The organism is Polaromonas sp. YR568, from assembly GCF_943369415.1.
Taxonomy (GTDB): Bacteria; Pseudomonadota; Gammaproteobacteria; order Burkholderiales; family Burkholderiaceae_C; genus Polaromonas.
In genome coordinates this window covers 1-25,027 of record NZ_CALRNF020000017.1, presented here as the reverse complement: position 1 = coordinate 25,027, position 25,027 = coordinate 1, and the positions used below count along the sequence as shown (strand labels likewise).

The 25,027-nt window shown below is 65.1% G+C and carries 17 protein-coding genes; 12 read left to right on the top strand and 5 right to left on the bottom strand.

Annotated features, from left to right (window positions below):
- Window positions 1–365 precede the first annotated feature (365 nt).
- A complete protein-coding gene (locus ACLV74_RS12305) occupies window positions 366–2,702 on the bottom strand; it encodes an ATP-dependent DNA helicase (protein WP_411879685.1) in 2,337 nt (778 codons plus the stop codon).
- A 210-nt stretch (window positions 2,703–2,912) separates the two neighbouring features.
- Between ACLV74_RS12305 and ACLV74_RS12300 the strand changes: the two genes are divergently transcribed.
- The 3 genes from ACLV74_RS12300 to ACLV74_RS12290 all read left to right on the top strand — a co-directional run bounded on the left by ACLV74_RS12300 (window position 2,913) and on the right by ACLV74_RS12290 (window position 11,310).
- Window positions 2,913–3,860, top strand: a complete 948-nt coding sequence (locus ACLV74_RS12300) for a DedA family protein/thiosulfate sulfurtransferase GlpE (RefSeq protein WP_411879684.1) — start codon at window positions 2,913–2,915, stop codon at window positions 3,858–3,860.
- A 316-nt stretch (window positions 3,861–4,176) separates the two neighbouring features.
- Complete coding sequence (locus tag ACLV74_RS12295; protein ID WP_411879683.1) at window positions 4,177–9,315, top strand: PAS domain S-box protein; 5,139 nt, start codon at window positions 4,177–4,179, stop codon at window positions 9,313–9,315.
- Window positions 9,316–9,759: 444 nt separating this feature from the next.
- Window positions 9,760–11,310 carry an ABC transporter substrate-binding protein gene (locus ACLV74_RS12290; protein WP_411879682.1) on the top strand — a complete coding sequence of 517 codons (1,551 nt, stop codon included), beginning with the start codon at window positions 9,760–9,762 and terminating at the stop codon, window positions 11,308–11,310.
- Window positions 11,311–11,395: 85 nt separating this feature from the next.
- On the opposite strand, the gene ACLV74_RS12285 is transcribed toward ACLV74_RS12290, so the two are convergent.
- Entirely contained in the window at window positions 11,396–11,782 is a 387-nt protein-coding gene (locus tag ACLV74_RS12285; RefSeq protein ID WP_411879681.1) for a hypothetical protein, read from the bottom strand.
- Between the two features lie 410 nt (window positions 11,783–12,192).
- On the opposite strand from ACLV74_RS12285, the gene ACLV74_RS12280 reads away from it, so the two are divergent.
- Window positions 12,193–12,570 carry a VOC family protein gene (locus tag ACLV74_RS12280; protein WP_411879680.1) on the top strand — a complete coding sequence of 126 codons (378 nt, stop codon included), beginning with the start codon at window positions 12,193–12,195 and terminating at the stop codon, window positions 12,568–12,570.
- A 40-nt stretch (window positions 12,571–12,610) separates the two neighbouring features.
- On the opposite strand, the gene ACLV74_RS12275 is transcribed toward ACLV74_RS12280, so the two are convergent.
- Complete coding sequence (locus ACLV74_RS12275) at window positions 12,611–13,435, bottom strand: hypothetical protein (RefSeq protein ID WP_411879679.1); 825 nt, start codon at window positions 13,433–13,435, stop codon at window positions 12,611–12,613.
- Window positions 13,436–13,711: 276 nt separating this feature from the next.
- On the opposite strand from ACLV74_RS12275, the gene ACLV74_RS12270 reads away from it, so the two are divergent.
- Window positions 13,712–15,157, top strand: coding sequence for a DHA2 family efflux MFS transporter permease subunit (locus tag ACLV74_RS12270; protein ID WP_411879678.1), 1,446 nt, complete (start codon window positions 13,712–13,714; stop codon window positions 15,155–15,157).
- Between the two features lie 12 nt (window positions 15,158–15,169).
- On the opposite strand, the gene ACLV74_RS12265 is transcribed toward ACLV74_RS12270, so the two are convergent.
- Complete coding sequence (locus tag ACLV74_RS12265) at window positions 15,170–17,590, bottom strand: catalase (RefSeq protein ID WP_411879677.1); 2,421 nt, start codon at window positions 17,588–17,590, stop codon at window positions 15,170–15,172.
- Between the two features lie 368 nt (window positions 17,591–17,958).
- On the opposite strand from ACLV74_RS12265, the gene ACLV74_RS12260 reads away from it, so the two are divergent.
- Genes ACLV74_RS12260 through ACLV74_RS12245 form a run of 4 tightly spaced genes read left to right on the top strand, consistent with a single transcriptional unit; the run spans window position 17,959 to window position 19,602 of the window.
- Entirely contained in the window at window positions 17,959–18,135 is a 177-nt protein-coding gene (locus tag ACLV74_RS12260) for a DUF3606 domain-containing protein (protein ID WP_411879676.1), read from the top strand.
- A 24-nt stretch (window positions 18,136–18,159) separates the two neighbouring features.
- Window positions 18,160–18,639: a DUF421 domain-containing protein gene (locus ACLV74_RS12255; protein ID WP_411879675.1), complete on the top strand. Its 480-nt coding sequence runs from the start codon at window positions 18,160–18,162 to the stop codon at window positions 18,637–18,639.
- Complete coding sequence (locus ACLV74_RS12250) at window positions 18,629–19,228, top strand: cysteine hydrolase family protein (protein WP_411879674.1); 600 nt, start codon at window positions 18,629–18,631, stop codon at window positions 19,226–19,228. Before ACLV74_RS12255 ends, ACLV74_RS12250 begins: the two co-directional genes overlap by 11 nt.
- Complete coding sequence (locus ACLV74_RS12245; RefSeq protein ID WP_411879673.1) at window positions 19,225–19,602, top strand: GFA family protein; 378 nt, start codon at window positions 19,225–19,227, stop codon at window positions 19,600–19,602. The genes ACLV74_RS12250 and ACLV74_RS12245 overlap by 4 nt, the downstream gene beginning before the upstream one ends.
- 186 nt (window positions 19,603–19,788) lie before the next feature.
- On the opposite strand, the gene ACLV74_RS12240 is transcribed toward ACLV74_RS12245, so the two are convergent.
- Window positions 19,789–20,052 (bottom strand): SlyX family protein, encoded by a 264-nt coding sequence (locus tag ACLV74_RS12240; RefSeq protein WP_411879765.1) that lies wholly within the window; start codon window positions 20,050–20,052, stop codon window positions 19,789–19,791.
- Window positions 20,053–20,243: 191 nt separating this feature from the next.
- Between ACLV74_RS12240 and ACLV74_RS12235 the strand changes: the two genes are divergently transcribed.
- The 3 genes from ACLV74_RS12235 to ACLV74_RS12225 all read left to right on the top strand — a co-directional run bounded on the left by ACLV74_RS12235 (window position 20,244) and on the right by ACLV74_RS12225 (window position 24,771).
- Window positions 20,244–23,012, top strand: coding sequence for a hypothetical protein (locus ACLV74_RS12235; protein ID WP_411879672.1), 2,769 nt, complete (start codon window positions 20,244–20,246; stop codon window positions 23,010–23,012).
- 46 nt (window positions 23,013–23,058) lie between these two features.
- On the top strand, window positions 23,059–23,913 hold the full coding sequence (locus tag ACLV74_RS12230; RefSeq protein ID WP_411879671.1) for a hypothetical protein: 855 nt from the start codon (window positions 23,059–23,061) through the stop codon (window positions 23,911–23,913).
- Window positions 23,914–24,051: 138 nt separating this feature from the next.
- Window positions 24,052–24,771 carry a glutathione binding-like protein gene (locus ACLV74_RS12225; protein WP_411879670.1) on the top strand — a complete coding sequence of 240 codons (720 nt, stop codon included), beginning with the start codon at window positions 24,052–24,054 and terminating at the stop codon, window positions 24,769–24,771.
- Window positions 24,772–25,027: the final 256 nt, after the last annotated feature.

Below are 25,027 nucleotides of genomic sequence, written 5' to 3'. Positions count from 1 at the left end.
GTCAAACCTGAATCTCAATATATGAGATTCAGCCGTCATATCCAAAACAGGGATCCGGGCCCCATCCGTGCGGCGCAGGCCTGCAAGCGGCCGCCTTTGCAACTACACGCGCGTCAGCCATCCCCTACTTGCAGCAGGCCTTCAGGCTGGCATCCCGGGGCCAACGTGGGACCTACATTGAAGTTGTGTCTTAACTCACCACCTACCTAGGAGAAAACAAATGCCCATCATTGCCTGGCTACTCGGCGTCCCCCTCAGCGTTGTACTTATCCTGATGCTGTTGGGCGTTTTTTAAGCCCCCGCATTGACGGTCTTCAGGCCGCTCAAGCAAAAAGCCCGCGAATGCGGGCTTTTTTATGGACGGCTCACAGTGCGGCGGCGGGTTCCTTGCGCCGGGCACGCAGGCGTTGCACCTTCCACCAGCCGGGTAGCAGGCTTTGTATTTCAGGCCGGGTGAAGCGATCGTCAATCAGGTAGACCACGCCGCGGTCGGACGTGGTGCGTATCACCCGCCCGGCCGCCTGCACCACCTTCTGCAGGCCGGGGTAGAGGTAGGTGTAGTCATAACTCTGGCCCGCGCCGAAGTTGGCGCCCATGCGCTCGCGGATCTGCTCGTTCACCGCGTTGACCTGCGGCAGGCCCAGCGTGGCAATGAAAGCGCCTATCAGCCGGTCGCCGGGCAGGTCTATGCCTTCGGCAAACGAGCCGCCCAGCACGGCAAAGCCTATGCCTTTGGACTCCGGCGTGAAGCGCGCCAGGAAGGCGTCGCGCGCGGCTTCTTCCATGCCGCGCGTCTGCTCCCATACCGGGATGTTCGGATAACGCTGGCGGAACAGCGTGACCAGCTTTTGCAGGTAGTCGTAGCTGCTTAAAAACGCCAGGTAGTTGCCGGGCTTGCCTTCATACTGCCGCGCCATCAGGTCGACGATGGGTGACAGCGAATCGTCCCGGTGCTGGAAACGCGTGGAGACGTCGCTGACCACCGACACCTGCAACTGCTCGGCCAGGAAGGGCGACTCGACTTCCGTCCACACCGTGCCGGCCGGCAGGCCCAGCGTATCGGCGTAGTAGTTCTGCGGGCTCAGCGTGGCCGAGAACAGCGCCGCCGACTGCGCGGCCGCAAAGCGCGGCGCCAGGAAGGGCGCGGGCACCACGTTGCGGATATTGAGCACGGCGAGCGGCTGGCCCAGCGCCTGGCCGAAGGCGCTCGGGCCGGTGTCACCTTGCAGCGTCACGTCAAACAATGAATGCTCGCCAAAGGCCTCGGCCATGCGCGAAAAATGCAGGGCCTCGAAATAAAAGTCCTGCAGTTCGCCGTCCACGCGCGTTGGGTTGGCCAGCAGGAAGTCGGTGATCTGGGTCAGCGCCTGGCCCAGGGTCTTGAGGAAAGGCGCGGGCAGTTCGGGATGGACCTCGTAAGGCTCGCTCTGCGCCTGGTGCAGTTCCTGCAGGCTGCGGTTGAGCCGTTCCAGCGCGCCGCGCACGGCACGCGGCGCGCCGGCGTGCACCTGCTGCAACTGCGCCTGGCTCAGCGTGGCCGAATACATCTTGCGTGCACGCTCCACCAGGTTGTGCGCCTCGTCCACCAGCACGCCGACGCGCCACTGGTTGCCGACGGCCTGGCCGTGCAGCAGCGCGCTGGTGTCGAAGTAATAGTTGTAGTCGCCCACCACCACGTCCGACCAGGTGACCAGTTCCTGGCTCAGGTAGTAGGGGCACACATGGTGGACCAGCGCCAGCTCGCGCAGCGCGGCTTTGTCGAGCGGACCCTGGGCCGCGGCGTGCTGCACGGCGGCGCTGCGCGCCTGGGGCAGGCGGTCGTAAAAGCCCTTGGCCAGCGGGCAGGCGTCGCCATGGCAGGCCTTGCCCGGGTGCTCGCAGGCCTTGTCGCGCGCCACCAGTTCCAGCACGCGCAGCGGCAGGGCCTGGGTGCTGCCCTTGATGCGGTCCAGCGCGTCCAGCGCCAGCCTGCGGCCCGGTGTTTTTGCGGCCAGAAAGAAGAGTTTGTCGAGCTGCTTTTTGGGCACCGCCTTGAGCAGCGGAAACACCGTGCCAATCGTCTTGCCTATGCCCGTGGGTGCCTGCGCCATCAGGCAAGCACCGGCCTGGGCGGTTTTGTAGACGGCCTCGGCCAGTTCGCGCTGGCCCGGCCGGAATGCGGGGTGGGGAAATTCGAGTGCCGTCAGCGCCGCGTCGCGCGCCTGGCGATGGGCGAGCTCCTGCGTGGCCCAGGCCAGGAAGCGTTCGCACTGCGCCTCGAAATATTCCTTGAGCGCGGCGGCGCTGAAGTGCTCGGTCAGCGGCGTTTCCTGCGTGCTGGCCACGTCGAAGTACACGAGGGTAAGGTTGATGTCCGGCAGGTTACGCTCGGCGCACAGCAGCCAGCCGTAGATCTTCAGCTGCGCCCAGTGCAGGTGGCGGCGGTTGTCGGCCATGGCGTGCAGGTCGCCGCGGTAGGTCTTCACTTCCTCCAACCGGTTCTCGTCGGGGTCGTATCCGTCGGCGCGGCCGCGCACCGTCAGTGTCTTGTAGTCGCCCTCCAGGCCGACTTCCGATTGATAGGATTCCCCGCGGCGCGACGCCACCAGCGCATGGCCGGCCATGCCTTCCTGGGCGGAAGGCGAGGGCGTGAAGCGCAGGTCCAGGTCGCCATGCTTGGCCGTGAACTCGCACAGGGCGCGGACGGCTACGAGGTATTTCAATCGGGGGTCGCTCTCTGGGTAGCGGGAAGGTGGGGTAGGGGTTCATGGTAGCGCAGGCGCCGCCGGCCCCATCCCAGCCTTCCCCCAGCGGGGGAAGGAGCAAGATACTGAAACAGAGCATTAGCTCGCCCGCCATTTACCGACAGGCCCCAGCCGTCTATATTTAAAGCTTGGGCAAAACGCCCCTGGCGAACAGCTAAACGGACCCCCATGGACCAAATCATTGTGTGGCTGGAGCATTACGGGCTGGCCGCCGTGTTCCTCAACATCGTGCTGGAGCAGCTCGGCCTGCCGATTCCCGCCTACCCGGTGCTGATACTCACCGGCGCCTTGAGCTACAACGGCCAGTATTCGCCGGGCGGCCTGCTGGCCACGGCGGTGGCGGCCTGCCTGATCGCCGACAGTGTCTGGTACTGGGCCGGCCACCGCTACGGCAGCCGCGTGCTCAAGACCCTGTGCCGCATCTCGCTGTCGCCCGATTCCTGCGTGCGGCAGACCGAGTCCATTTTCACGCGCTGGGGCGCCAGGTCGCTGGTGCTGGCCAAGTTCATCCCGGGCTTTGCCTCGCTGGCCACCGCGCTGGCCGGCCGCACCGGCGTGCCCTTCGGCCGTTTCCTGCTGTTTGACGCGATAGGCGCGGCGCTTTACGCCGGCGTGGGCCTGGCCATCGGCATGGTGTTCCATGGCGCCGTGGCCGACGTGCTGGCGGTCTTCGAGCAGATGGGCCGCATAGGCCTGATGGTGCTGCTGGCGGGCTTCACGCTTTTCATCGCGCACAAATGGTGGCAGCGCCAGCGCTTTTACCGCCAGTTGCGCATGGCGCGCATCACGCCGCATGAGCTGGTGCAGCTCACCCAGGGCGGCCAGCCGGCGGTGATCCTGGACGTGCGCACCGAACTCGGCCGCGGCGACGGCGGCATCATCCCGGGCGCGCTGCTGTGGTCGGACCCGGACCGCAAGATGGCCACGCTGGACCTGCCACATGACGTGGCCGTGGTGGTTTATTGCGCCTGTCCCAACGATGCCTCGGCCGCCCAGGTGGCCAGGCGCCTGATGGCGGCGGGCTTCAGGAACGTGCGGCCGCTGCATGGCGGCATAGATGCCTGGCAGGCGGCCGGCCTGGCACTGGAATACCCGCGCCCGCTTGAGGCCGGCTGAGCCGCAGCGCAAAACACGCCCGCCGCGGGCGGGTTTTTCAATAGTCCTTTAGTATGCAAATAACAGGCATGATGCGAGAGGCCGCACCCAAAAGAGAACAGGGTGTTGTCCTATGGCGCATTTTCTTGGGGCGCAACACACTGCAGGGGCGGAGCGCCATGCAAAATACGACAAGGCGTCTCGCCTTTTGCCAAGAAAGTTATCCGCAGCGCATGAAGTCCCGTTCGCCAGGCGCGTTGACCGCAGCCCACCGCCAGCATGGTTTGCCGGGATTCCCCGCCGCCGTGACCTTCTTCCCGTGCCCAGTGCGGGGGCTATGGTGAAACGGGACGAAACCCTGGCCCAGGCCAACGAACGCCTGCAGGCGGAGGCGCTGGCGCTGGCCGCGGCCAACGAGGGCCTGGCGGGCGAACTCGCGCAGCAGCGCCATCTCATCGCGGAACTCAGGGACGACGCGCACAGCCTGCGCAGCCTGGCGTCGATTTCGGCGGACTGGTACTGGGAGCAGGATGCCGAGTTCCGCTTCATCGACTTCAGCGCCGAACGCAGCGCGGGCGCCCGCCCCGACCCCGACCTCAACAGCGCCATCGGCAAGCGCCGCTGGGAACTGACCGGCGCCTACCCGCTGAGCATGTCCTGGGACCACCACCGCGCCGTGCTGGAGGCGCGCCAGGCGTTCCGTGATTTCGAATACATCCGCGTGCTGGGCGACGGCGTGGCGCATTATTTTTCCGCCAGCGGCGTGCCGGTCTTCGACAAGCACAACCAGTTCACCGGCTACCGCGGCACGACGCGCGACACCACGGCGGCCAGGCGCATCGAGGAAAAGGAGCGCAAGGCCGCGCGCTTTCTCGACGACGTCGTCGACAACATGCCGTTTGCCGTGCACCTGAAATCGGTGCGCGACGGCCTGCGCGTGGTGGCCTGGAACAAGGAGGCCGAAAGCCTGTACGGGATACGCCGCGAAGACGCCATGGGCCGCACCGTGCACGACCTCTGGCCGCAGGAGCATGCGGACCACATCAACGTCTCCGACGTGGAAGTGGCGAACACCGGCGTCATGCAGGATTTCCCCGACCGGGTCATCATGACGCGCGACCGCGGCACGATACGCGTGCACATGCGCAAGCTCCCGCTGAAAGACAGCGGCGGCAGGGTCACCCACATCCTCATCACGACCGAGGACATCACCGCGCGCCTGGCCGCGGAGGACAGCCTGCGCAGCAGCCAGGAGCGCTTCCGCAGCCTGACCCAGCTGTCCTCGGACTGGTACTGGGAGCTCGACGAGGCGTTCCGCTTCACCCGGCTTTCCGGCGGCGCGACCGAGAAGGCCGACGCCCCCGTGGAAAGCTACCTCGGCAAGGCCCGCTGGGAGACCGACGACACGCCGCGCAACCGGGGCCTGTGGATGGCGCACCGCGCCCAGCTCGAGCGGCACGAGACCTTCCGCAATTTCGAGTATGAGCACGTGCGCGCGGACGGCCGGGTGCTGGTGTTCAGCGTCAGCGGCGAGCCCGTCTTTGACGCCGGCGGCCGCTTTGCCGGCTACCGCGGCGTGGGCACCGACATCACCGAGCGCAAGCAGACCGAAATCGCGCTGCGCGCCAGCGAGGCGCGCTTTCGCACGGTGGTCGAGGCGCTGGCCGAAGGCGTGGTGCTGCGCGATGCCGACGGAAAGATCATCGACTGCAACGCCAGCGCCGAGCGCATCTTCGGCAAGAGCCTGGCGCAGGTGAAAGGCCTGCCGTCGGCGGCGTACGACTGGGAGCGGCTGCGCGAAGACGGCACGCTGATGCCCGAAGCCGAGTGGCCCAGCGTGATCGCCCGGCAAAGCGGCCAGGCGCAAAGCAACGTGGTCCAGCGCTACCGCAGGCCCGACGGCAGCACCTTCTGGGGGCTCATCAACGTGCAGCCGCTGTTCGAAGGCGGCAGCGACATTCCCTCGGGCTTCGTCACCTCGGTCGCCGACATCACCAAGCGCAAGCAGGCCGAGGTGGAGATCGTGCGGCTCAACGTCGACCTGGAAAACCGCGTCCTGCGCAGGACGGCGCAGCTGGAGGCGGCCAACAAGGAAATCGAGGCTTTCTCGTACTCGGTGGCGCACGACCTGCGCACGCCCCTGAGCACCATAGACGGTTTTTGCGCGCTGCTCGAAAAACACATGCCGCCCGGCGCCGGCGAGCGCGCGCTGCACTTCCTGGACCGCATACGCAGCAGCGTGCGGCGCATGGGCGAACTCACCGACGGTTTGCTGGCCCTGGCGCGCCTGTCGCGCACCAGCCTGGTGTGGGAACCGGTGGACGTCAGCGCCGAGGCGCTGCGCGCGGTGCGCCGGCTCAAGGACGCCGACGCCGCGCGCGACGCCCACTTCACGGTCGAGCCCGGGATGGCGGCGCGCGGCGACCAGGCCCTGATCAGGCAGGTGCTGGGGAACCTGATCGCCAACGCCTGGAAGTTCAGCGCCAAGAAGCCGCACACCGAGATCGAGGTCGGCCGGCTGCCCGGCGAGGACGCCCACCCCGTGTTCTTCGTGCGCGACAACGGCGCCGGTTTCGACATGGCTTATGTCAACAAACTCTTCGGCAACTTCGAGCGCCTGCATTCGCCCGACGAATTCGCCGGCAGCGGCATAGGCCTGGCCACGGCCAAGCGAATCATCGACCGGCACGGCGGAAAAATCTGGGCACAGTCCGCCGTCGGCGAAGGCAGCACTTTTTATTTCTCGCTCGGGGGCGACCAGTCCGGCACGGGGGAGGGCGCCCCTTTCGACGACGTGTCGAATTTCGCGCCGCTGGAGGGCACCGCAAGCACCCCCTTCAGCAGCGACAACGACGCCTTCATGCTGGACGACTCGCAGTTCAGCAACGCGTTCGAGCATGCGGCCATCGGGATGACGCTGATCGGCATCGACTCGCGCCGGCTCAAGGTCAACAACGCTTTCTGCCAGATGCTGGGCTACTCGGAAGCGGAAATGCTGTCGCGCACCATCCACGACCTCACCCATCCCGACGACATCGAATGGGACCTGCAGCAGCGCCAGCGCGCGCTGGCCGGCGAGATCGAATCCTTCCACATGGAAAAGCGCTACATCCACAAGGACGGCCACGTCGTGTGGGGCTACATGAGCTGCTCCCTGGTACGCGACGCGGACCGCAAGCCGCTGCGTTTCATCGCGCAGATCCAGGACATCACCGAGCGCAAGGAAACCGAGCAGGTGCTGCGCGAAAGCGAGGAACGCTTTCGCGCGCTCACCGCGCTGTCCTCCGACTGGTTCTGGGAGCAGGACGAGAACTTCCGCTTCGTCGCGGTGTCCGGCGAAACCACGAACGCATCGAGCATCACCAGCGCGGCCTACGGCAAGACGCCCTGGGAGCTGGACCACGTGGGCATGAGCGACGCCGTCTGGGCGGAGCACAGGGCCTTGCTGGAGCGGCACGAGGTTTTTCGCGACTTTGAAAGCATACGGCGCGACGCCCACGGGCGGGTCCGCTACCTCAGCATCAGCGGCGTGCCCATCTTCGACACCTCCGGCAAGTTCACCGGCTACCGCGGCACGGGCCGCGACACCACGGAAATGCGCCGCGTCACCGAGGCGCTGCGCTCCAGCGAATCGCAGCTGCGCGAAATCACCGACACCGTGCCGGCCTGGATCACTTTCGTCGATTTCGACCAGCGCCTGCGTTTCCACAACCGCGCTTACCAGGAGGCTTTCGGCCTGAGGCAGGAAGAGATGAACGGCAAGCACCTGCGCGAGATCCTGGGCGGCGAAGTCTATGAGACCGTTCGCCCGCGCGTGGAAGAGGTGCTGCGCGGTTACCCGGTGGTCTACGAGCGCGCGCAGAAAACCGCCCGCAGCGGCACGCGCGATTACATGATCCATTACTTCCCGCGCTACGGAGAAGGCGCCGACGAAGGCAAGGTGGTCGGCTTCTATTCGCTGGCCAACGACATCACCGAACTCAAGCGCATAGACCGCATGAAGAGCGAATTCGTCTCGACCGTCAGCCATGAGCTGCGCACGCCGCTCACCTCGATACGCGGCTCGTTGGGGCTGATCTCCGGCGGCGTCGCCGGCCAGCTGCCCGAGGCCGTCAAGACCTTGGTGGGCATCGCCAAGAGCAATTGCGAACGCCTGATCCGCCTCATCAACGACATCCTGGACATCGAGAAGATCGAGTCCGGCAAGATGACCCTGGACCTGCAGGTGCTGGAGCTCAAGCCCCTGCTGGAGCAGGCGCTGGCCGCCAACGAGGGCTACGGCACCGCGAAGGACGTGAGCCTGAACCTGCACTGCACCGAGGAAGACCTGCTGGTCAGGGCCGACAACGACCGCCTGACGCAGGTCGTGACCAACCTGCTGTCCAACGCGGTGAAGTTTTCGCCGGCCGGCGGCATCGTGGACATCATCGTGGAGCGCGTCGAGTCCGGCGTTCGCGTCGAGGTGCGCGACAGCGGGCCGGGCATTCCCGAGGAATTCCGCAAGCGCATCTTCCAGAAATTCTCCCAGGCCGATTCCTCCGACACGCGCCAGAAAGGCGGCACCGGGCTGGGGCTGAACATCTCGCGCGCCATCATCGAGCGCCTGGGCGGCAGCATAGGCTTTGAGACCCGCACCGGCGCCGGCACCACCTTCTACTTCGAGCTGCCCGAATGGGTGGAGCCGCCGCCCACGCGTCCGGTCGAGATGAGCGGGGAGCGCGCGCGCGTGCTCGTCTGCGAAGACGACCGCGACATCGCCCGCCTGATAGGCATGATGCTGGACAAGGGCGGCTTCGACGCCGACCTGGTCTTCAGCGCCGAAGAGGCCATGGCCCGGATGGAGCAGCAGTACTACGCCGCCGTCACGGTCGACCTGACGCTGCCCGGCCAGGACGGCATCGCGCTGATACGCCAGCTGCGCGAGCGGCTGCTCACGCGCGACGTGCCCGTCGTCGTCATCTCGGCCTGGGCCGCCGAGGGCAAGATCCAGTTCAACGACCAGGCGCTGACCGTCTCGGACTGGCTGGAAAAGCCCATCGATGAAAACCAGCTGGTGCTGGGCGTGCGGCGCGCCATCGAGGGCGCGGTGGAAAACCGGCCCGTCATCCTGCACGTCGAGGACGACCCCGACATCCAGCGCATCGCCGCCACCATCGCGCAGGACTTCGCGACCTTCGTCTTCGCGTCCACGCTGCAGGAGGCGCGCGCCAGGCTGGCAAGCCAGCCTTTCAGCCTGGTCCTGCTGGACCTCAACCTCGGGGAAGACTCGGGCTGGGATCTGCTGGACGACATCGAGGCCCTGCAATCGCCGCCGCCCGTGGTGATTTTTTCCGCGATGGAAGTCAGCCGCTCCCAGGCCGCGCGGGCCGCCGCCGTGCTGGTCAAGGCCAAGACCTCCAACCACGAGCTGCTCGACACCCTCAGGCGCGTGCTGGGGCTGGCGCTTCCGCCGGAGTCGGTGCCCCCGTTCTCCTGAACGCGGCGTTTATCCGCGAAGAGAAATTTATCCGCAGATTACGCAGATTTGCGCAGATTTGAAGAGAGAGGACCTTGCATTCAAGGTTTCCTTTCTTGCCTCCATGCGTCGCTGCATGGCTTCACATCTGCTGGACTTCATCTGCGTAAATCTGCGTAATCTGCGGATTGAAATTCTTCGCTTATCTGCGGATCACGCAGATAAAAGGCGAGGCATCGGGACTCACCCCGCTGGTTTCAAAAATCCATCCACGTTCATGTAATTCGGCCGTGCAATGCGGCGGCCCGAACCCGTGCCATTTCCGGATTTGTAGTGCAATTACCCGACAAAAGGAAATTTAATTTCAAACTAAAGTCACACACGTCAGGGTAATCACTTACATAATCTCACATCTACCAAAATACGCTACACATTCTGAAAATTACTTTCACACAGGAGCGCTTCATGGCTTATCGCATCCACACGCGCCGGCTGCTTCCGGCACTGGTTCTGGGTCTTGTGACCGCGTTGGGCGCCGTCCCGGCGCTGGCGCAGACCAACCCCTCCGCGGCCAATCTCGCCATGGTCGGTGAGCCGCCCTCGCTGGATCCGATGCAGGCCACGACCGACCTGGTCGGGACCATCATGCAGCACGTGTATGAGCCGCTCTACACCTTCGACGCCAAATGGAACGTGGTGCCCATGCTGGCCGAGGGCATGCCGCGCTTTTCCGCCGACGGCAAGGTCGTCACCATCACGCTGCGCAAGGGCGTGAAGCTGCACTCGGGCCGCACGCTCGACGCCGAAGACGTGGTTGTCAGCCTCAAGCGCTGGATCAAGGAAGCGCCGCGCGGCAAGGCCGTGGGCAAGGAAATCATCGAGCTCAAGGCGCTCAACGACATCACCGTCGAACTCACCCTGAAGTCGGCTTACGCGCCGCTGCTCGCGCAGCTGGCTCTGCCCAGCGGCATGGCCGCCATCATGGCCAAGGAAGCCGTGCAGATCCCGCTGCGCGACTTCGTCGGCACCGGCCCCTACAAGTTCAAGGAACGCCGCACCGACCAGTATGTGGTGCTGACCCGCTTTGACGGCTACACCTCGCGCAAGGAACCGGCCAACGGCTACGGCGGCAAGCGCGAGGCCTTCATCGAAGAGCTGCGCTTCATCCCCGTGCCCACGCCCAACACGCGCGTCGAAGGCGCCATGTCCGGCCAGTTCCACTTCGCCGACCTGCTGCCCATAGACGCGCTGCCCCGCCTGGAAAAAGCCGGCGGCCGCGCCACCGCGGTGATCACGCCGGCCTTCGGTTTCCCTTACCTGGTGTTCAACACGCGTGAGGGCATCAACGCCAACAAGGGCATGCGCCAGGCCATCCAGACCGCCATCGGCCCCGGCGAGATGATGGCCGCCGGCTTCGGCGACACGCGCTTCTTCACGGCCGAGGCCAACCACTTTCCGCAAGGCTCGCCTTACTACTCTGTCGCCGGCGCCGAGAGCTACAACCAGCGCGACCCGGCCAAGGCCAAGGCCCTGGCCGAAACCGCCGGCTACAAGGGCGAGACGGTGCGCATCCTGACCAGCCGCCAGTACGACTTCCACTACAACATGGCCGTGGTCATGGCCGAGCAGCTCAAGCGCGCCGGCATCAAGGCCGAACTCAACGTGGTCGACTGGGCCACGCTGGTGCAGCGCCGCAACGACTCCGCCGCGTGGGACATCTACGTGACGCATTCGGGCCTGCTGCCCGAACCCATGCTGTCGCCGCCGCAGCTCGGCGACGGCGCGCCCGGCTGGTGGAACACCCCGGGCAAGCAGGCCGCGCTGCTCGAGTTCAACCACACGCCGGTGCCCGCCAAGCGTGGGCCGATCTGGGGCAAGGTGCAGCAGCTCGTGTATGACGAAGTGCCTTACATCGACATCGGAAAATTCAACAGCCTGTCGGCCAAGTCCACCAAACTGGAAAACTACCAGCCCGCGCTATGGCCCTTCTTCTGGAACGTGAAACTGAAGAACTGAAGCTGATCAGCGTTCGGAAAGCAAAAAGCCGTGCGGCCACAAGCCGCACGGCTTTTTTATTGCGCCTGGGTACGCCTGGGCCGTGTCAGGGCTGCCGGCTGCGATTCATGGCGTTGTTGAATTCCTCGGGTGAGAGGAAGTTGTCCTTGTTGACGTCGGCTTCGTCGAAATGTTTGGAGACACCGCGAAAGTTCGAGGCTTCGTCGCGGCTGACCTTGCCGTCGCCGGTCTTGTCCATGAACTTGAAGGCGCGTTCCAGGTCTTTCGCGTCGTAGGCGGCTACTGGTTGTGCCGGCGCGGCGGTGGGCGTCGCGGCAGGCGCGGCGGCTTCCGGGGTCTGCGCGTGCGCCTGCGTGGCCAGCAAGGCGGCCGCAGTGGCCAAGGCCAGCAAGGAGCCCAGCATCAACATGCGGGGACGGTTCAGGCGGGAAAGTGTTTTGGCGGAAGTGGTCGTTGTCGTGGGCTGTTTCATGGGCTTCCTGCGTAAGTAAGTCATAGCGACCATTGGATGCTACTCCCGCCCCCAATGCCAGTGTTTTTGCAGGGTGTTGCGCCGGTTTACACCAAGGCTGGCGCTGGACACACTTCTTTGCGCGATAGGCCTGTGCCAGGGCTTGAATTGGAGGAAAACGGCGCAATGGGCTGAGGCCATTTTTGCCCCTTCCCCCTTTGGGGAAAGGTTGGGATTGGGGCCGGCGGCGCTTGATTGCATGACCAGCTTTGGATGTGCCGGCCGCAGAGCCCCCATCCCTGCCTTCCCCCAGCGGGGGAAGGGGAAAGATGTGGACAGGCCTCGCGACAACACAAAAGAACATCTTCCCGCCCTTGTCCGATTGACAAGCCCGGCCGCCGCCAGAAACATAGGCGTGAAAGGAGACACTCATGCTCGCCAACCGGAACGCCATGGCCACCATCGCCGTCAAGGACCTTGCCGCCGCGAAGAAATTCTATGAAGGCACGCTGGGCCTGACGCCGCAGCAAGCCACCGAAGAGGGCGTGCTCACCTACCAGAGCGGCACCGCCACCGTCGTCGTCTACGTCTCGCAATTCGCCGGCACCAACCAGGCCACCTCCTGCACCTGGGGCGTCGGCGACGAATTCGACAAGATCATGCAGGCGCTCAAAGCCAGGGGCGTGGTGTTTGAGCATTACGACATGCCCGGCATGGCGCTGCAGGGCGACGCGCACGTCGCGGGCGACTTCAAGGGCGCCTGGTTCAAGGACCCCAGCGGCAACATCCTGCATATCCTCAACCAGTGACGGCGCCAATGGACCGCTTCGCTGGTTTTGTGATTAGCTGCTAGAAACGGACCTTCAGGAAGGCAGAAGGCCCCTTGAGCTTCACGCGAAAGCGGGCATTGCTGTCGTCGCGGTGAATGTCGATGTCGGTCAGGCCGTAGTCCAGCACCACGCCGACGTTCTTCGCCGGGAACCACTCCACGCCCACGGCGGCGTTGTAGATTTCGCCGCGCGCCCGGCCGCCGGTTTTCTTCACGCCCGAGGCGTCGGCAAAGAGGCGCAGGTCCGGCGAAATCGCGTGCCTGAGGCCGACTTCCAGCAGCGGCGCCACCGCGTCGTCGCTGTCGCCCTGGCTGATGCTGCCGGTGCTGCCGCCCACGGCCGCGGTCGCGTTGAGGTCCAGGCCCACGCGGTAGTAGGCCGCGCCCAGGCCCAGGCCCAGCACGGTGTTGCCCGAGCCCAGCCACCATTTGTAGGCCAGCTTGGCGAAGTCCACCTTCACGTCCAGGTTGGCGGTGCCCGTGGTGGTCACCGTGCCGCCGCCGGTGTTGAAGTTGCTGGCCAGCGAATCCGAGTAGCCGCGCTTGAACTGGTAGTAGTCGAAGGACAGGCCCTGGCTGTCGAACAGCAGCACGTCGGCCTTGACGCGCGGCATGGTCACGCTGCTGCGGTTCACGTCGCCCGAGTCGAGCCGGCCGAAGTTGGTGTTCACCGACGCGTTGAAGGTCGGGTCGGCGTGGAAAGCGCCTAGGGAAAAGCTCGCGCGGTCCAGCGCGGGCGAGGGCTCGGCCATCGCTGGCAGGGCGGCGCCGCCCAGAACGGCCAGGGCGAAAAATCCAGCCAGCGTGGAGAGCCGTCCGGGGCGGGGCGAATGAATCATCGGCATGAAATGGATCCCAATGGAAAAAGTGCGCGGCGTGCTTCAAAGGCGTGGTTTTAAAAATGCCGCAAGACTCCCGTTTTCTGCCCCATAAATTAGCCAGCCGCATGCGGCCTGGCTATCCGCGGAAAACCGAGGGGCGTGTAGGACAAGACGCGGCGGCCGCCCGGCGCCCATGGCGTAATATCCGCGGCCATGGCTTTGTTTTCGCGCAGGGGCCGACCAGAATCCGCCCTGATTTGACCGGCAACATTCATCGATGAAACAGAGGAGAGACCGCAGATGAAACAACACATGGACAGCCGCAAGCGCTGGTGGGCCCTGATGGTGCTGTGCCTCGGGGTGCTGATGATCGTGCTCGACACCACCATCGTCAACGTGGCCCTGCCTTCCATACGCACCGACCTGCATTTCACCGAGACCTCGCTGGTCTGGGTGGTCAACGCCTACATGCTGACCTTCGGCGGCTTCCTGCTGCTGGGCGGCCGGCTCGGCGACCTGTACGGCCACAGGCGGCTCTTCCTCGCGGGGCTCACGCTGTTCACCGTCGCCTCGCTGGCCTGCGGCATCGCCAACTCGCAGGCGCTGCTCATCGTGGCGCGCGCGGTGCAGGGCCTGGGCGGTGCGGTGGTCTCGGCGATCTCGCTCTCGCTCATCATGAACCTCTTCACCGAGCCGGCCGAACGCGCCAGGGCCATGGGCGTCTACGGTTTTGTCTGCGCCGGCGGCGGCAGCATAGGCGTGCTGCTGGGCGGCGTGCTGACCGACTCGCTGAGCTGGCACTGGATCTTCCTCGTCAACCTGCCTATAGGCGCCGCGGTCTTCGCGCTGTGCCTCATGCTGCTGCCCGGCGGCAAGGGCCAGACCACGGGCGCGAAGCTGGACGTGGGGGGCGCCGTCACCGTCACCACCTCGCTGATGCTGGCCGTCTACGGCATCGTCAACGGCAACGAGGCCGGCTGGCTTTCAGGCCAGACCCTGGGCCTGCTGGGCGCGGCCGCGGTGCTGATGGCCGTCTTCCTGGCGATTGAAGCGAAGGTGAAAACCCCGCTGGTGCCGCTGGGCCTGTTCCGCCTGCGCAACGTCGCCACCGCCAACGTGGTGGGCGTGCTGTGGGCGGCCGCCATGTTTGCCTGGTTCTTTATCTCGGCGCTCTACATGCAACTGGTGCTGGGCTACAGCGCCATGCAGGTCGGCCTCGGTTTTCTGCCCGCCAACCTCATCATGGCCGCCTTCTCGCTGGGCCTGTCCGCCAAGATCGTGATGCGCTTCGGCATACGCGGGCCGCTGGCCGCCGGCCTGCTGCTGGCCACCGTGGGCCTGGCGCTGTTCGCGCGCGCGCCCGTGGCCGGCAGTTTTGCGGCCGACGTGCTGCCCGGCATGCTGCTGCTGGGCCTGGGCGCGGGCATGGCCTTCAACCCGGTGCTGCTGGCCGCCATGAGCGACGTGGACCCGAGTGAGTCGGGCATCGCTTCCGGCGTGGTCAACACCGCGTTCATGATGGGCGGGGCGCTGGGCCTGGCCGTGCTGGCCAGCCTGGCGGCGGCGCGCACCACCTCGCTGGCCGCTTCGGGTGCCGACGCGCTGGCGGCGCTCAACGGCGGCTACCAGCTGGCCTTTGTGATCGGCGCCGTCTTCGCGGCCGTGGCCGCCGTGCTGGGCGCGCTGCTGCTCAGGCCGGGTGGCGTGGCGGCAGCCGGCACCAAGCCCGCCGCCGCCACGCACTAGGCCCGCTTCAGCTTACAGTGCAGGCGGGTCCGTCTCGCGCTCAAAGTGGCGGTGCCGCCCCATCGCCTGGATAAAGCGATTCAGCGCGCCGGCCGTGTCACCCGAGGCCTGCACGATCAGGCCGGCGTCATCCGCCGCGCCCTTTTTGCCCTTGGCCGTGTCGACGGACGCGGGCGCGATGCCGGCCTTTTCCAGCAGGCGGGCCGAGGCGCCCAGCGCCAGGATGGTCTTGCAGTGCCGGTACTGGTCCTTGATGAACTCCATGGTGTGGCCGTCGCCCGCCAGCGCCGTCACCGCGTCCTCGCCGTCCGGCAACACCAGCGCGTCAAACAAAAAGCCCGGCTCGTTTTCCAGCGAGGCATCGGCGTCCAGCGGTTTGCCTTCGGCCGTGGCCAGCGCGCCAATGTGCGGGCCCACCAGCCGCGGCACGGCGCCCGCATCCGCGAGCGCCGCTTGCACCTGGTCAATCGCCGCGCCGGCCACGCCGGGGGCGACCAGTACCGCGATCTTGCGCCCGCGTATGCCGCCGTCGCCGGGCCGTGCCAGCAATGACAGCGCCGGCGACACCGTGACCTCGGGCTTGGCGGGCCTGGCCATGGCCAGCGGCATGGGCGCGGGCAGGTCCATGCCCAGGCCTTGCGCCACCTTGCGCGCCAGCGGCTCCGACGCATTGCGCAGCGACGCCAGCATGCGTTCCCGGATCGCCGGCACCGTCAGCTTGCTGAGTTCAAAACGGAAGGCCGCCGCGATGTGCGCCTGTTCCACCGGCGACTGGCTGTTGTAGAACAGCGCCGCCTGCGTGTAGTGGTCGGCGAACTTCTCGGGCTTGGCCCGCACCTTGGATTGCTCTTCCTTGGCCTCCGTGCGTGCCGCCACGCTGACAAAACCTTGCGCCGCGCCCGCCTGGAAAGGGCAGCCGCCGGCCAGCGAGTTCGGCTCATAGGCCACGCGCCCGCGCGGAATCGCCTGGCGGTGCATGCCGTCGCGCTGGTTGTTGTGCACGGGGGCCAGCGGCGCATTGATCGGGATCTCGTGAAAGTTGGGCCCGCCCAGGCGCGAGATCTGCGTGTCCACGTAGGAATGGATGCGGCCCGCCAGCAAGGGGTCGTTGGAAAAATCAATGCCCGGCACCACGTGCGCGGTGCAGAAGGCCACTTGCTCGGTCTCCGCGAAAAAGTTGTCCGGGTTGCGGTTCAGCACCATGCGGCCCAGCGGCTGCAGCGGGACCAGTTCTTCCGGGATCAGCTTGGTGGCGTCCAGGATGTCGAAGCTGAAGCGCTCGGCCTGCTCTTCGGTGAACACCTGCACGGCCAGTTCCCATTCGGGGTAGACACCGGCCTCGATGCGTTCCCACAGGTCGCGGCGGTGGAAGTCCGGGTCCGCGCCCGAGATCTTCACGGCCTCGTCCCACACCAGCGAATGCGTGCCGAACTTCGGGTTCCAGTGGAATTTCACGAACACCGATGTGCCCTCGGCATTGACGAAGCGGTAGCTGTGCACGCCGAAGCCCTGCATGGTCGCGTAGCTGCGCGGAATCGCGCGGTCGCTCATCACCCACATCAGCATGTGGGTGGATTCGGGCATCAGCGAGACGAAATCCCAGAAGGTGTCGTGCGCGCTCGCGGCCTGCGGCATCTGGTGGTGCGGCTCGGGCTTGACCGCGTGGACCAGGTCGGGGAACTTCATCGCGTCCTGGATGAAGAACACCGGCATGTTGTTGCCCACCAGGTCCCAGTTGCCCTCGTCGGTGTAGAACTTCACGGCAAAGCCGCGCACGTCGCGCGCCGTGTCCTTGGAGCCGCGCTCGCCCTGCACCGTGGAAAAGCGCACAAACACCGGCGTGATCTTGCCTTCCTCCTGGAAGGGCGCCGCCTTGGTGTGTTGCGTGAAGGGCTTGTAGCACTCGAAGAAGCCGTGCGCGCCGGAGCCGCGCGCGTGCACGATGCGCTCGGGAATGCGCTCATGGTCGAAATGCGTGAGCTTCTCGCGCAGCACGAAGTCTTCCAGTAGCGCCGGCCCGCGCACGCCCGCCTTGAGCGAGTTCTGGTTGTCGGCGATCGCCACGCCCTGGTTGGTCGTGAGCCAGCGCCCGCCCGAATCCACGCGCACGCGGTCCAGCGGCTCTATGGTCGCGTTGACGCCCTCGGGCGCCATGCTGCCGGTTTTTTCCGAGCCGTTGTCCTCGCTCAGCGTGCTGCCCGTCGCCAGCCTGGACGCCGGCTCGGCCGTGGCGCCGGGCTGCGGCGACACGCCGTTGGCAAAGCCGTGCTCGCCGGCCTTGTTCGGGTTGTAGGGCATGGCCGCCGCCAGCTCCTGGACCTGCGCCGCCTTTTCAGCGGCCGCATCCGCGTTCGCGTCGCGTTTGATGCCGGCAGGCGCGCTGTCGGTGTTTTTGGGTGCGGCTTTCGACGAAATTCCTGTGGGTTTTGGCATGGGGTTCATTCAAAAAAAGGGTTGATGAAGAAAGCGGCTTCTCCGCGTGCGGGTCGCTGCACGCGTCCCGCGTCGCGGACGTTCGATGCTATTTTTGGGTGTTGCACCGCGGTGTAGGACGCTGCGCCGTGGGCATCCCAGCTTTTTCTTCGTGCGCGCGGGCATGCAAGGCGGCGCGCGCGGTGTTGCCTTTCGGGGAGCTGCGCGCCTCGCGGTGAAGCCGTCGCGAGGCCAAAAGACCTCAGCCGCAGCGTCGCCGCGCGCAGGACCCGGACACGGGACACAGCCTGCCCGCACAGTGGCTGCCGTCCTACAGCGGGGGCGAATGCACGCGGCCTACGATTTGCTTTTTCACCAGGAGACACCCCATGTCCGACGACAAAAGCAAGACAGGCGCAGACCGCAAACTGATCGCCCTCGAGCAGGCCCACGAGCTGCGCGACTGGATGAAATCCCTGGGCTGCACCGAGGAGGAATTGCGCGATGCCGTCAAGGCGGTGGGCCATTCGGCCGACGCCGTGCGCCGCTACCTCGGCAAAAAATAAACAGCCGGACGCCGCGCACCAACGATGTTCGAATTGCACGCCGCATGGTGGGAACTGCCTGTGCGCGCCGCCATCATCTATGGCGCGCTGCTGGTCATGGTCCGCGTGTCGGGCCGGCGCACCGTCGGGCAGTTCACGCCCTTCGACCTGCTGGTGGTGATGCTGCTCAGTGAATCCGTCTCCAGCGGACTCAATGGCGGCGAAGACTCCGTGACCGGCGGCCTGCTGGCCGCCGCGACGCTGGTCGCCCTGAACGTCCTGGTGGCCTTCGCCACCTCGCGCAGCGCGCGCCTGCAAACGCTGATGGAAGGCCGGCCCCTGCTGGTCGGGCGCGACGGCGAAATTTTCAGCGAGGTCCTCAAGAAACATCGCATCCCCGTCTGCGACGTCGAGCAGGCCCTGCGCGAAGCCGATTGCGACCAGGCCGACATGAAATTCGCCTGCCTGGAAGCCGACGGGCAGATCAGCATTCTCAAAGAGGCGCGGGCACCCCATGAACACTGAAGACCTTCCGCGCAGCCGCAGCGTGCTGCTGCTGATCGACTTCATCAACCCCATGGATTTCCCGGGCGCGCAAGACCTGGCCGAATGCGCGGTGCAAGCCGCGCGCGCCACCTCGGCACTGAAGGCCGCACTGCGCAAGGCCGGCGTGCCGGCCATCTATGCCAACGACAACTACGGCGGCTGGCAGTCCGACTTCCAGACCTTGGTGGAGCGTTGCGCCCGCGGCGGCGGCGCGTCCGGCGAGATGGCAAGGCTGTTGCGCCCCCAGCACGGCGACCTGACCCTCCTCAAGCCCCGGCATTCGGCGTTTTTGGGCTCGCCGCTGGACCTGCTGCTGTCGCGCATGGAGGCCAAGGAAATCATCATCACCGGCGTGGCAACCGACATCTGCGTGCAGCTCACCGCCATGGACGGTTTCCTGCGCGGCTACACGCTGCGCGTGCCGGCCGACTGCACGGCCGCCGAATCGGCCGATTTCCGGAAGCAGTCGATTGCCTATATGGAGCGGGTGCTCAAGTGCGATGTGGCGCCATCGGCCTTTATTCCGGGTGCTGCCACCTCGGCACCCCCACACAGGAGACGCGCATGACAATCCTCACAGCAAGCTGCCATTGCGGCAAGAACGCCTTTCGCATTGACGGGGACATGCCCGCGCAGCTCACGCGCTGCACCTGCTCTTTCTGCAGCAAGCGCGGTGCCTTGCTCGCTTATTACACGCCTGAACAATTCCACGTGACCACGCCCGCGGCTGCCGACGCCATTTACCGCTGGCAGACCAAGCTGGTGGACCACCACTTCTGCCCCGAGTGCGGCGTGTCCACTTTCTCCGACAGCCCGGCCTTCGAGATGGACGGCAGCTGGGACGGCAGCACGCGCCGCATAGGCATCAACGCGCGGCTGCTGGACGGCTTCGACGCGGCCGCGGCGCCCGTGGCCGTGATAGACGGCAAACACCTCTGGTAGGCCTCTGGCAGCCCGTTCCGCGAAATCTGCGGGTACAAATTTATCCGCAGATTTCGCAGATTTCGCAGATTTGCGCAGATTAAAAACAAGAAGGTTTCATCGAAACTCCACTCCCCGCGACTTCGCACCTGCGGGTATTTCATCCGTGGGAATCTGCGTCATCTGCGGATAAAAATTCCCCGCATTTCAGAAGTGCGGCGGCAACTCGTCGCGCAGGCTGCGGCTGGTGGTGATGTCGCCGTCGCGCACCGGCGCGGCCTTGAGGTCGGCGACCTCGCGCAGCAGGGCGTCGATCTGTTGCTGCTGGCGCACGATGACCTTGTCGAGCTGGTCCAGCAGGTCCTCGGCAAAGCTCGCCTTGATCTCCAGTTCCGTCAGGCGCTGGTCGGTATCGTTGCCGGCGGCGGCTGCGGCGCCGCGCGCGGCTTGCGGGGTGTTCGGGTTTTCCATGCCTGTATTGGACATGAAGCCCGGGCCCCTGCCTGCCCGGCGCTGCAAATTTGGGGAAATAAGCACATTGTTTTTTCACTGGGCCGTGCCTAAGCTGACGCCAATCTTTCCGCAAGGAGGCCGGCGATTCAGCCACTTCATGGCATCGCCCCGGCACATTCGCGGCAACGGTGCGTGTGAAGGAGAAAAACATGGTGGACCCAACCACTCGACAACCGGAGGCTTCAGGCGAAGACCTGGAGGCGGAGCGCAAGGCCATTGCGTCACGCAGGAAGTTTGTCTATGCCGATGGAACAGGCCCCAGGGAAACCTGGGGCCTGGCCCTGTCCGGCGGCGGCATCCGCAGCGCAACTTTTTGCCTGGGCGTTCTGCAGGCGCTGGCAAAAGCCCCTTTTAATTTACCGAAAGAAAACGGCTCCCTGCCCAAGGCGCCGGAGGCCCCAGACCCGCCCTGGCCCTTGCTGGCCCGTTTTGATTTCCTGTCCACCGTCAGCGGAGGCGGGTACATCGGGGGATTCTTTTCCGCGCTGTTCCGCACCAGGGATGCGCAGAGGCCGGTCCCGGATGAGGTCGCCACCGCGGCGGCACGCGAAGCATACGCCGCGCTCGCCACCGACCCGCCCGGCAGGCTGAGCAAGGACCCGGAGTCACGCGACAAGCCTGACCACCCCTTGCGCTGGCTGCGCGAGAACGGGCGTTACCTGGCGCCCAACAACACCGGCGACCTGTTCTACGACGTCGCCATCGCCATCCGCAACCTGTGCGCCGTGCACTATGTCATCGGTGTCACGCTGCTCACCGTGTTCCTGCTGATGTTTGCCGTGCGGTTTGGCAGCCTGCAGGTGACGTTTTTAGGGATAGACACGCTGGCAATCGCGCTCGAAACCATGATGCAGCCGCAGTTGCCGATGGAGGGCCTCAGGATCTGGTACAGCCCGTGGTTCGGCGTGCTGGGAATCTGGCTCCTGGTCGCGGTCATACCTTGTGGCGTGGCGTACTGGCTCGACCAGGACAAGTCCAATGCCGAGCCCGGAAAAGGGTGGCAGCCGATTACCGTGCCGGCTCGTGTGGCGCTGGGTTTGTTGCTTGTGGGCGTCGCCCTTGCCGCGCTCATCTGGTGCCAGGTCGCGGAATCGATAAACGACGTCGACGAATTGTTCCTGAATGTTCCCGTACCGGCCTTTTTGCTGGTGCTGTTGGACGTCGCGCTGTTTTTTTCATTGGCTGCATTTAATTTCGCCAAATACCGTCCGCCGCAGGTAGCCCGGCTGTTTCGCAACCGGATCACGCGATGGCTTTCCAACGTGCTGACTATTTCATGGATCATCGGCCTGCTGGCGCTGGTTGAAACCGCGGGCCAAACGCTCTATCTCTGGCTGACGGCCAGCGGGGCGGAGGCGGGTGCGATTTTCAGTGTGGCCGGCGTCGTCACCGCCTTGGTGGCGGCGGTCCGGAAATTCGCACCCGTGCTGGCCCAGCCCGGCAAAGACGGCTGGCTCAGCAAGCTCCCGCTGAACGCCATTCTTGGCGTCGTCGGCGTGGCACTGGTCCTGCTGCTGGCAGTGATCTGGAGTTGTGTGGCCGCAGCCTTGCTGTTTGGAATGCAGATGCCGGCGCCGGACTGCGGGCAACTCCTGATCGAAGCGATGTTTACCCAGGCCGGTTCCGGCCCGGGCTTCCCAGAACTGTGGCCATACCTTTATCCGGTGATCCTGGTGGTTTTCTGCCTGTTCGCCACGGCGGCGGCGGGCTGGTTTCTGGGCTTCATCAATCTCTCCAGCCTGCAGGTGATGTACGGCGCGCGCCTCACGCGCGCCTACCTGGGTGCCTCGAACAAAAAACGGTTTGAGGGCAAGGCCAACATGGACGTGACCGAGGCCGACGAGAGCGACGACTTTTCGCGCAAGGACTACTACGGGAAGAATCATCTTGGTCCGGCGCACATCGTCAACGTGACCATCAACGCCACCACCGGCACCGGCGACCAGCTGACCCAGCGCGACAGGCAGGGCCTGCCGCTGGCGGTCACGCCCGAAGGGATCATGGTGGAGGGCAAACTCTGGGATTCCAGCACCGGTAATTTCGCCGATGTCCAGACCGAAACTGACGCCGGTGCCAACGGCAGCCTCAAAGCGAAAGTCCTGGCCAAAGCAAAAAACCTGGCCAAAGTTCTCAAACCCCCGCCGCCCGAGCTGTCCATGGGCCAATGGATGGGCGTGTCTGGCGCGGCATTCTCAACGGGCCTGGGCCGGGGCACCTCGCTGGGGCAGGCCATGCTCTTTACCATCACCAACATACGCCTGGGCTGGTGGTGGGATTCCGGCAAAAAAGATGCCAACACACCTTTTCTGCCGTGGCGCAACCAGACCTACTTGCAGCGCGAACTGCGCGCCCGCTTCCTCGGCACGGACGGCTCGCACTGGTACCTCAGCGACGGCGGGCATTTCGAGAACACCGGCGTCTTCGAACTGCTGCGCCGGCGCGTGGGCTTTATCGTGTGCTGCGACTGCGGCGCCGACCCCCACTACACCTACGAAGACCTGTCCAACCTCATGCGCCTGGCGCGCATTGATTTCCGGGCGGAATTCGAGTGTGTCGGGCCGGCCGCCTTCCCCGGGTTTTCCGCCGATGTGGGGGACTACTTCGCCACCGACGAAGCCCAGCTGTGCCCGCCGGCCGACCCCCAGGGCCAACTTCCGGTCGCGCCCGACAACAAGTGCGCCTTGCTCTACCGCGTGAGCTATGCGGGCAGCAAGGATGAAACCTTTTTGCTGGTGCTCAAACCCCGCCTGATCCAGAGCGCCCCGCTCGACCTGTTCGAGTACCAGGTCAAAAACCCCTCGTTCCCGCAGCAGACCACGTTTGACCAGTTCTTCGACGAAGCCCAGTGGGAAAGCTACCGCAAGCTGGGTGTGCTGATCGGCTCTCGGATCTTTCGCGAGCCCGGCCCTGCCCCTTGATTCCTCCTTTCACGTCTTCTTCACTTCAACCCCAAAGGATTCCGCCATGCAAAGCCTTGTGATGTACAGCAACGAGTTTTCGGGACACCTGAACAACGGCCTTGCGCCCGAGCAATTCAAGTACCGCATCCTGGTGGAAGGCGATTCCTGGATGGACCGCAGCGCCATGGTGCACACCTCGCTGCTGCAAAGCCTGGCCCCTGAAATGGATGCCGGCGGCGAGGCCGTGCTGTTCATCAACCTCGCCATCTTCGGCGACACCATGCGGCGCATGGGCCAGAACAAGCGCGACTTCGTGCAGTGGGTCAGGACGGCCTTTGGCTGGAAGTTCGACGCCATTTTGCTCAGCGCCGGCGGCAACGATTTCATCGACGCGGCGCGTGATGAGAAGCCCGGTGAAGGGCTTCTCAAAAATCTGGCGGTGCAAGCCCCGCCGGCCCAGGGCCGCGACTGCCTGCGGCCCGAAGGCGTGAGCGACCTGGTCAAGAAGTGGCTGGACCCCAATTTCAGCGTGCTGTACGACGCGGTCCAGGCCAGCCGGCACCGCGATGTGCCGATTTTTCTCAATAGCTACGACACCCCTACAGCGCGCAACGCCCCTGCATTCCAGAACGGGCGCCCATGGCTTTACACGTCCTATGTCAAAAACAGCATTCCCCCCGCGCTGTGGCCCGACCTGACGGAGGCGCTGTTCGGCGAAGTCCAGGCCGCCGTGGGCGGCTGGGCCACCGGCCGGCCCAACGTGCACATTGTTCCCACCAACGGGACATTGATCCCCGCCACACCGGGCACGACCGGAAACGACCATGACTGGCAGAACGAAATCCATCCCAACAAGGGCGGCTGGGAAAAACTGGCCAAAGTCTGGCGCACCAGCCTCAAGACGGTGCTGGTGCCCTGAGCCCCCGGGGCCGGCTCCGCGCCTGGGCAGGGCAGAAGGGGTCGCGGCCTTGATGGGGCCGCAATACCCGTTTTCTCCATCCGGAATACAGTGGACGCTGCGCCGCGCACCGGCCTTTCATTCCACAATCCGCCCACCATGACCCAACCCCAACAAAACTTCCCCGCCGACTTCCCCATCACCCAAAAATGGCCCGCCCAGCACCCGGAGCGCATCCAGCTGTATTCGCTGCCCACGCCCAACGGCGTCAAGGTTTCCATCCTGCTCGAAGAGGCCGGCCTGGCGTATGAACCCCACCTCGTGAGCTTCGAGACCAACGACCAGATGTCGGAGGCCTTTCTCTCGCTGAATCCCAACAACAAGATCCCCGCCATCATCGACCCGAACGGCCCCGGCGGAAAACCGCTGGCCCTGTTCGAATCCGGCGCCATCCTGCTGTACCTCGCCGAGAAGACCGGCAAGTTCATCCCCCAGGACGCGGCAGGCCGCTATGAAACCCTCCAGTGGGTGATGTTCCAGATGGGCGGCATAGGCCCCATGTTCGGCCAGCTCGGCTTCTTCCACAAATTCGCCGGCAAGGAATTTGAAGACAAGCGCCCGCGCGACCGATACGTGGCTGAGTCCAGGCGGCTGCTTGGAGTGCTCGAGAAGCGGCTCGAAGGCCGCGACTGGATCATGGGGGATCAGTACACCATTGCTGATATTGCGATCTTCCCGTGGGTTCGGAATCTTGTTGGCTTTTATGAAGCCGGTGAGCTTGTGGAGTTTGTTAACTTCCCTAATGTGAAGCGGGTGTTGGAGAGTTTTGTGGCGCGGCCGGCTGTGGTGAAGGGTTTGCTGATTCCAAAGCGGGGCTGAAACCTTATTGAGGCCGGGTCTTGCCGGCTTGCGTGTCCTCTGCATGGAGTTGCTGGCCGGGGTCGCCCGGCATGCGACTCACTTTTACCGAAACCCGCAAAGCGGGTTTTCTTTGTTCGCCAAAGGCGCGCTACGCGCGCGGGGTTTGCTCACTTCGCGCAGCGAAGTTACGCAAACACCAAAAGTAAGCAAAAGAAAAGGCGACCCTGGTTGCTGCGTCCCTTCGCTTCGCTACGGGCAACCTGCGGTGCTCGGT

Excerpts from the sequence above, each read along its gene's own strand:
- ACLV74_RS12280 (WP_411879680.1), top strand. The coding sequence starts at position 12,193 with ATGCTCGCCAACCGGAACGCCATGGCCACCATCGCCGTCAAGGACCTT.
- ACLV74_RS12285 (WP_411879681.1), bottom strand. The coding sequence starts at position 11,782 with ATGAAACAGCCCACGACAACGACCACTTCCGCCAAAACACTTTCCCGC.
- ACLV74_RS12240 (WP_411879765.1), bottom strand. The coding sequence starts at position 20,052 with ATGGAAAACCCGAACACCCCGCAAGCCGCGCGCGGCGCCGCAGCCGCC.
- ACLV74_RS12225 (WP_411879670.1), top strand. The coding sequence starts at position 24,052 with ATGACCCAACCCCAACAAAACTTCCCCGCCGACTTCCCCATCACCCAA.
- ACLV74_RS12250 (WP_411879674.1), top strand. The coding sequence starts at position 18,629 with ATGAACACTGAAGACCTTCCGCGCAGCCGCAGCGTGCTGCTGCTGATC.
- ACLV74_RS12290 (WP_411879682.1), top strand. The coding sequence starts at position 9,760 with ATGGCTTATCGCATCCACACGCGCCGGCTGCTTCCGGCACTGGTTCTG.
- ACLV74_RS12275 (WP_411879679.1), bottom strand. The coding sequence starts at position 13,435 with ATGCCGATGATTCATTCGCCCCGCCCCGGACGGCTCTCCACGCTGGCT.
- ACLV74_RS12295 (WP_411879683.1), top strand. The coding sequence starts at position 4,177 with ATGGTGAAACGGGACGAAACCCTGGCCCAGGCCAACGAACGCCTGCAG.
- ACLV74_RS12245 (WP_411879673.1), top strand. The coding sequence starts at position 19,225 with ATGACAATCCTCACAGCAAGCTGCCATTGCGGCAAGAACGCCTTTCGC.
- ACLV74_RS12255 (WP_411879675.1), top strand. The coding sequence starts at position 18,160 with ATGTTCGAATTGCACGCCGCATGGTGGGAACTGCCTGTGCGCGCCGCC.
- ACLV74_RS12300 (WP_411879684.1), top strand. The coding sequence starts at position 2,913 with ATGGACCAAATCATTGTGTGGCTGGAGCATTACGGGCTGGCCGCCGTG.
- ACLV74_RS12260 (WP_411879676.1), top strand. The coding sequence starts at position 17,959 with ATGTCCGACGACAAAAGCAAGACAGGCGCAGACCGCAAACTGATCGCC.
- ACLV74_RS12265 (WP_411879677.1), bottom strand. The coding sequence starts at position 17,590 with ATGCCAAAACCCACAGGAATTTCGTCGAAAGCCGCACCCAAAAACACC.
- ACLV74_RS12235 (WP_411879672.1), top strand. The coding sequence starts at position 20,244 with ATGGTGGACCCAACCACTCGACAACCGGAGGCTTCAGGCGAAGACCTG.
- ACLV74_RS12270 (WP_411879678.1), top strand. The coding sequence starts at position 13,712 with ATGAAACAACACATGGACAGCCGCAAGCGCTGGTGGGCCCTGATGGTG.
- ACLV74_RS12230 (WP_411879671.1), top strand. The coding sequence starts at position 23,059 with ATGCAAAGCCTTGTGATGTACAGCAACGAGTTTTCGGGACACCTGAAC.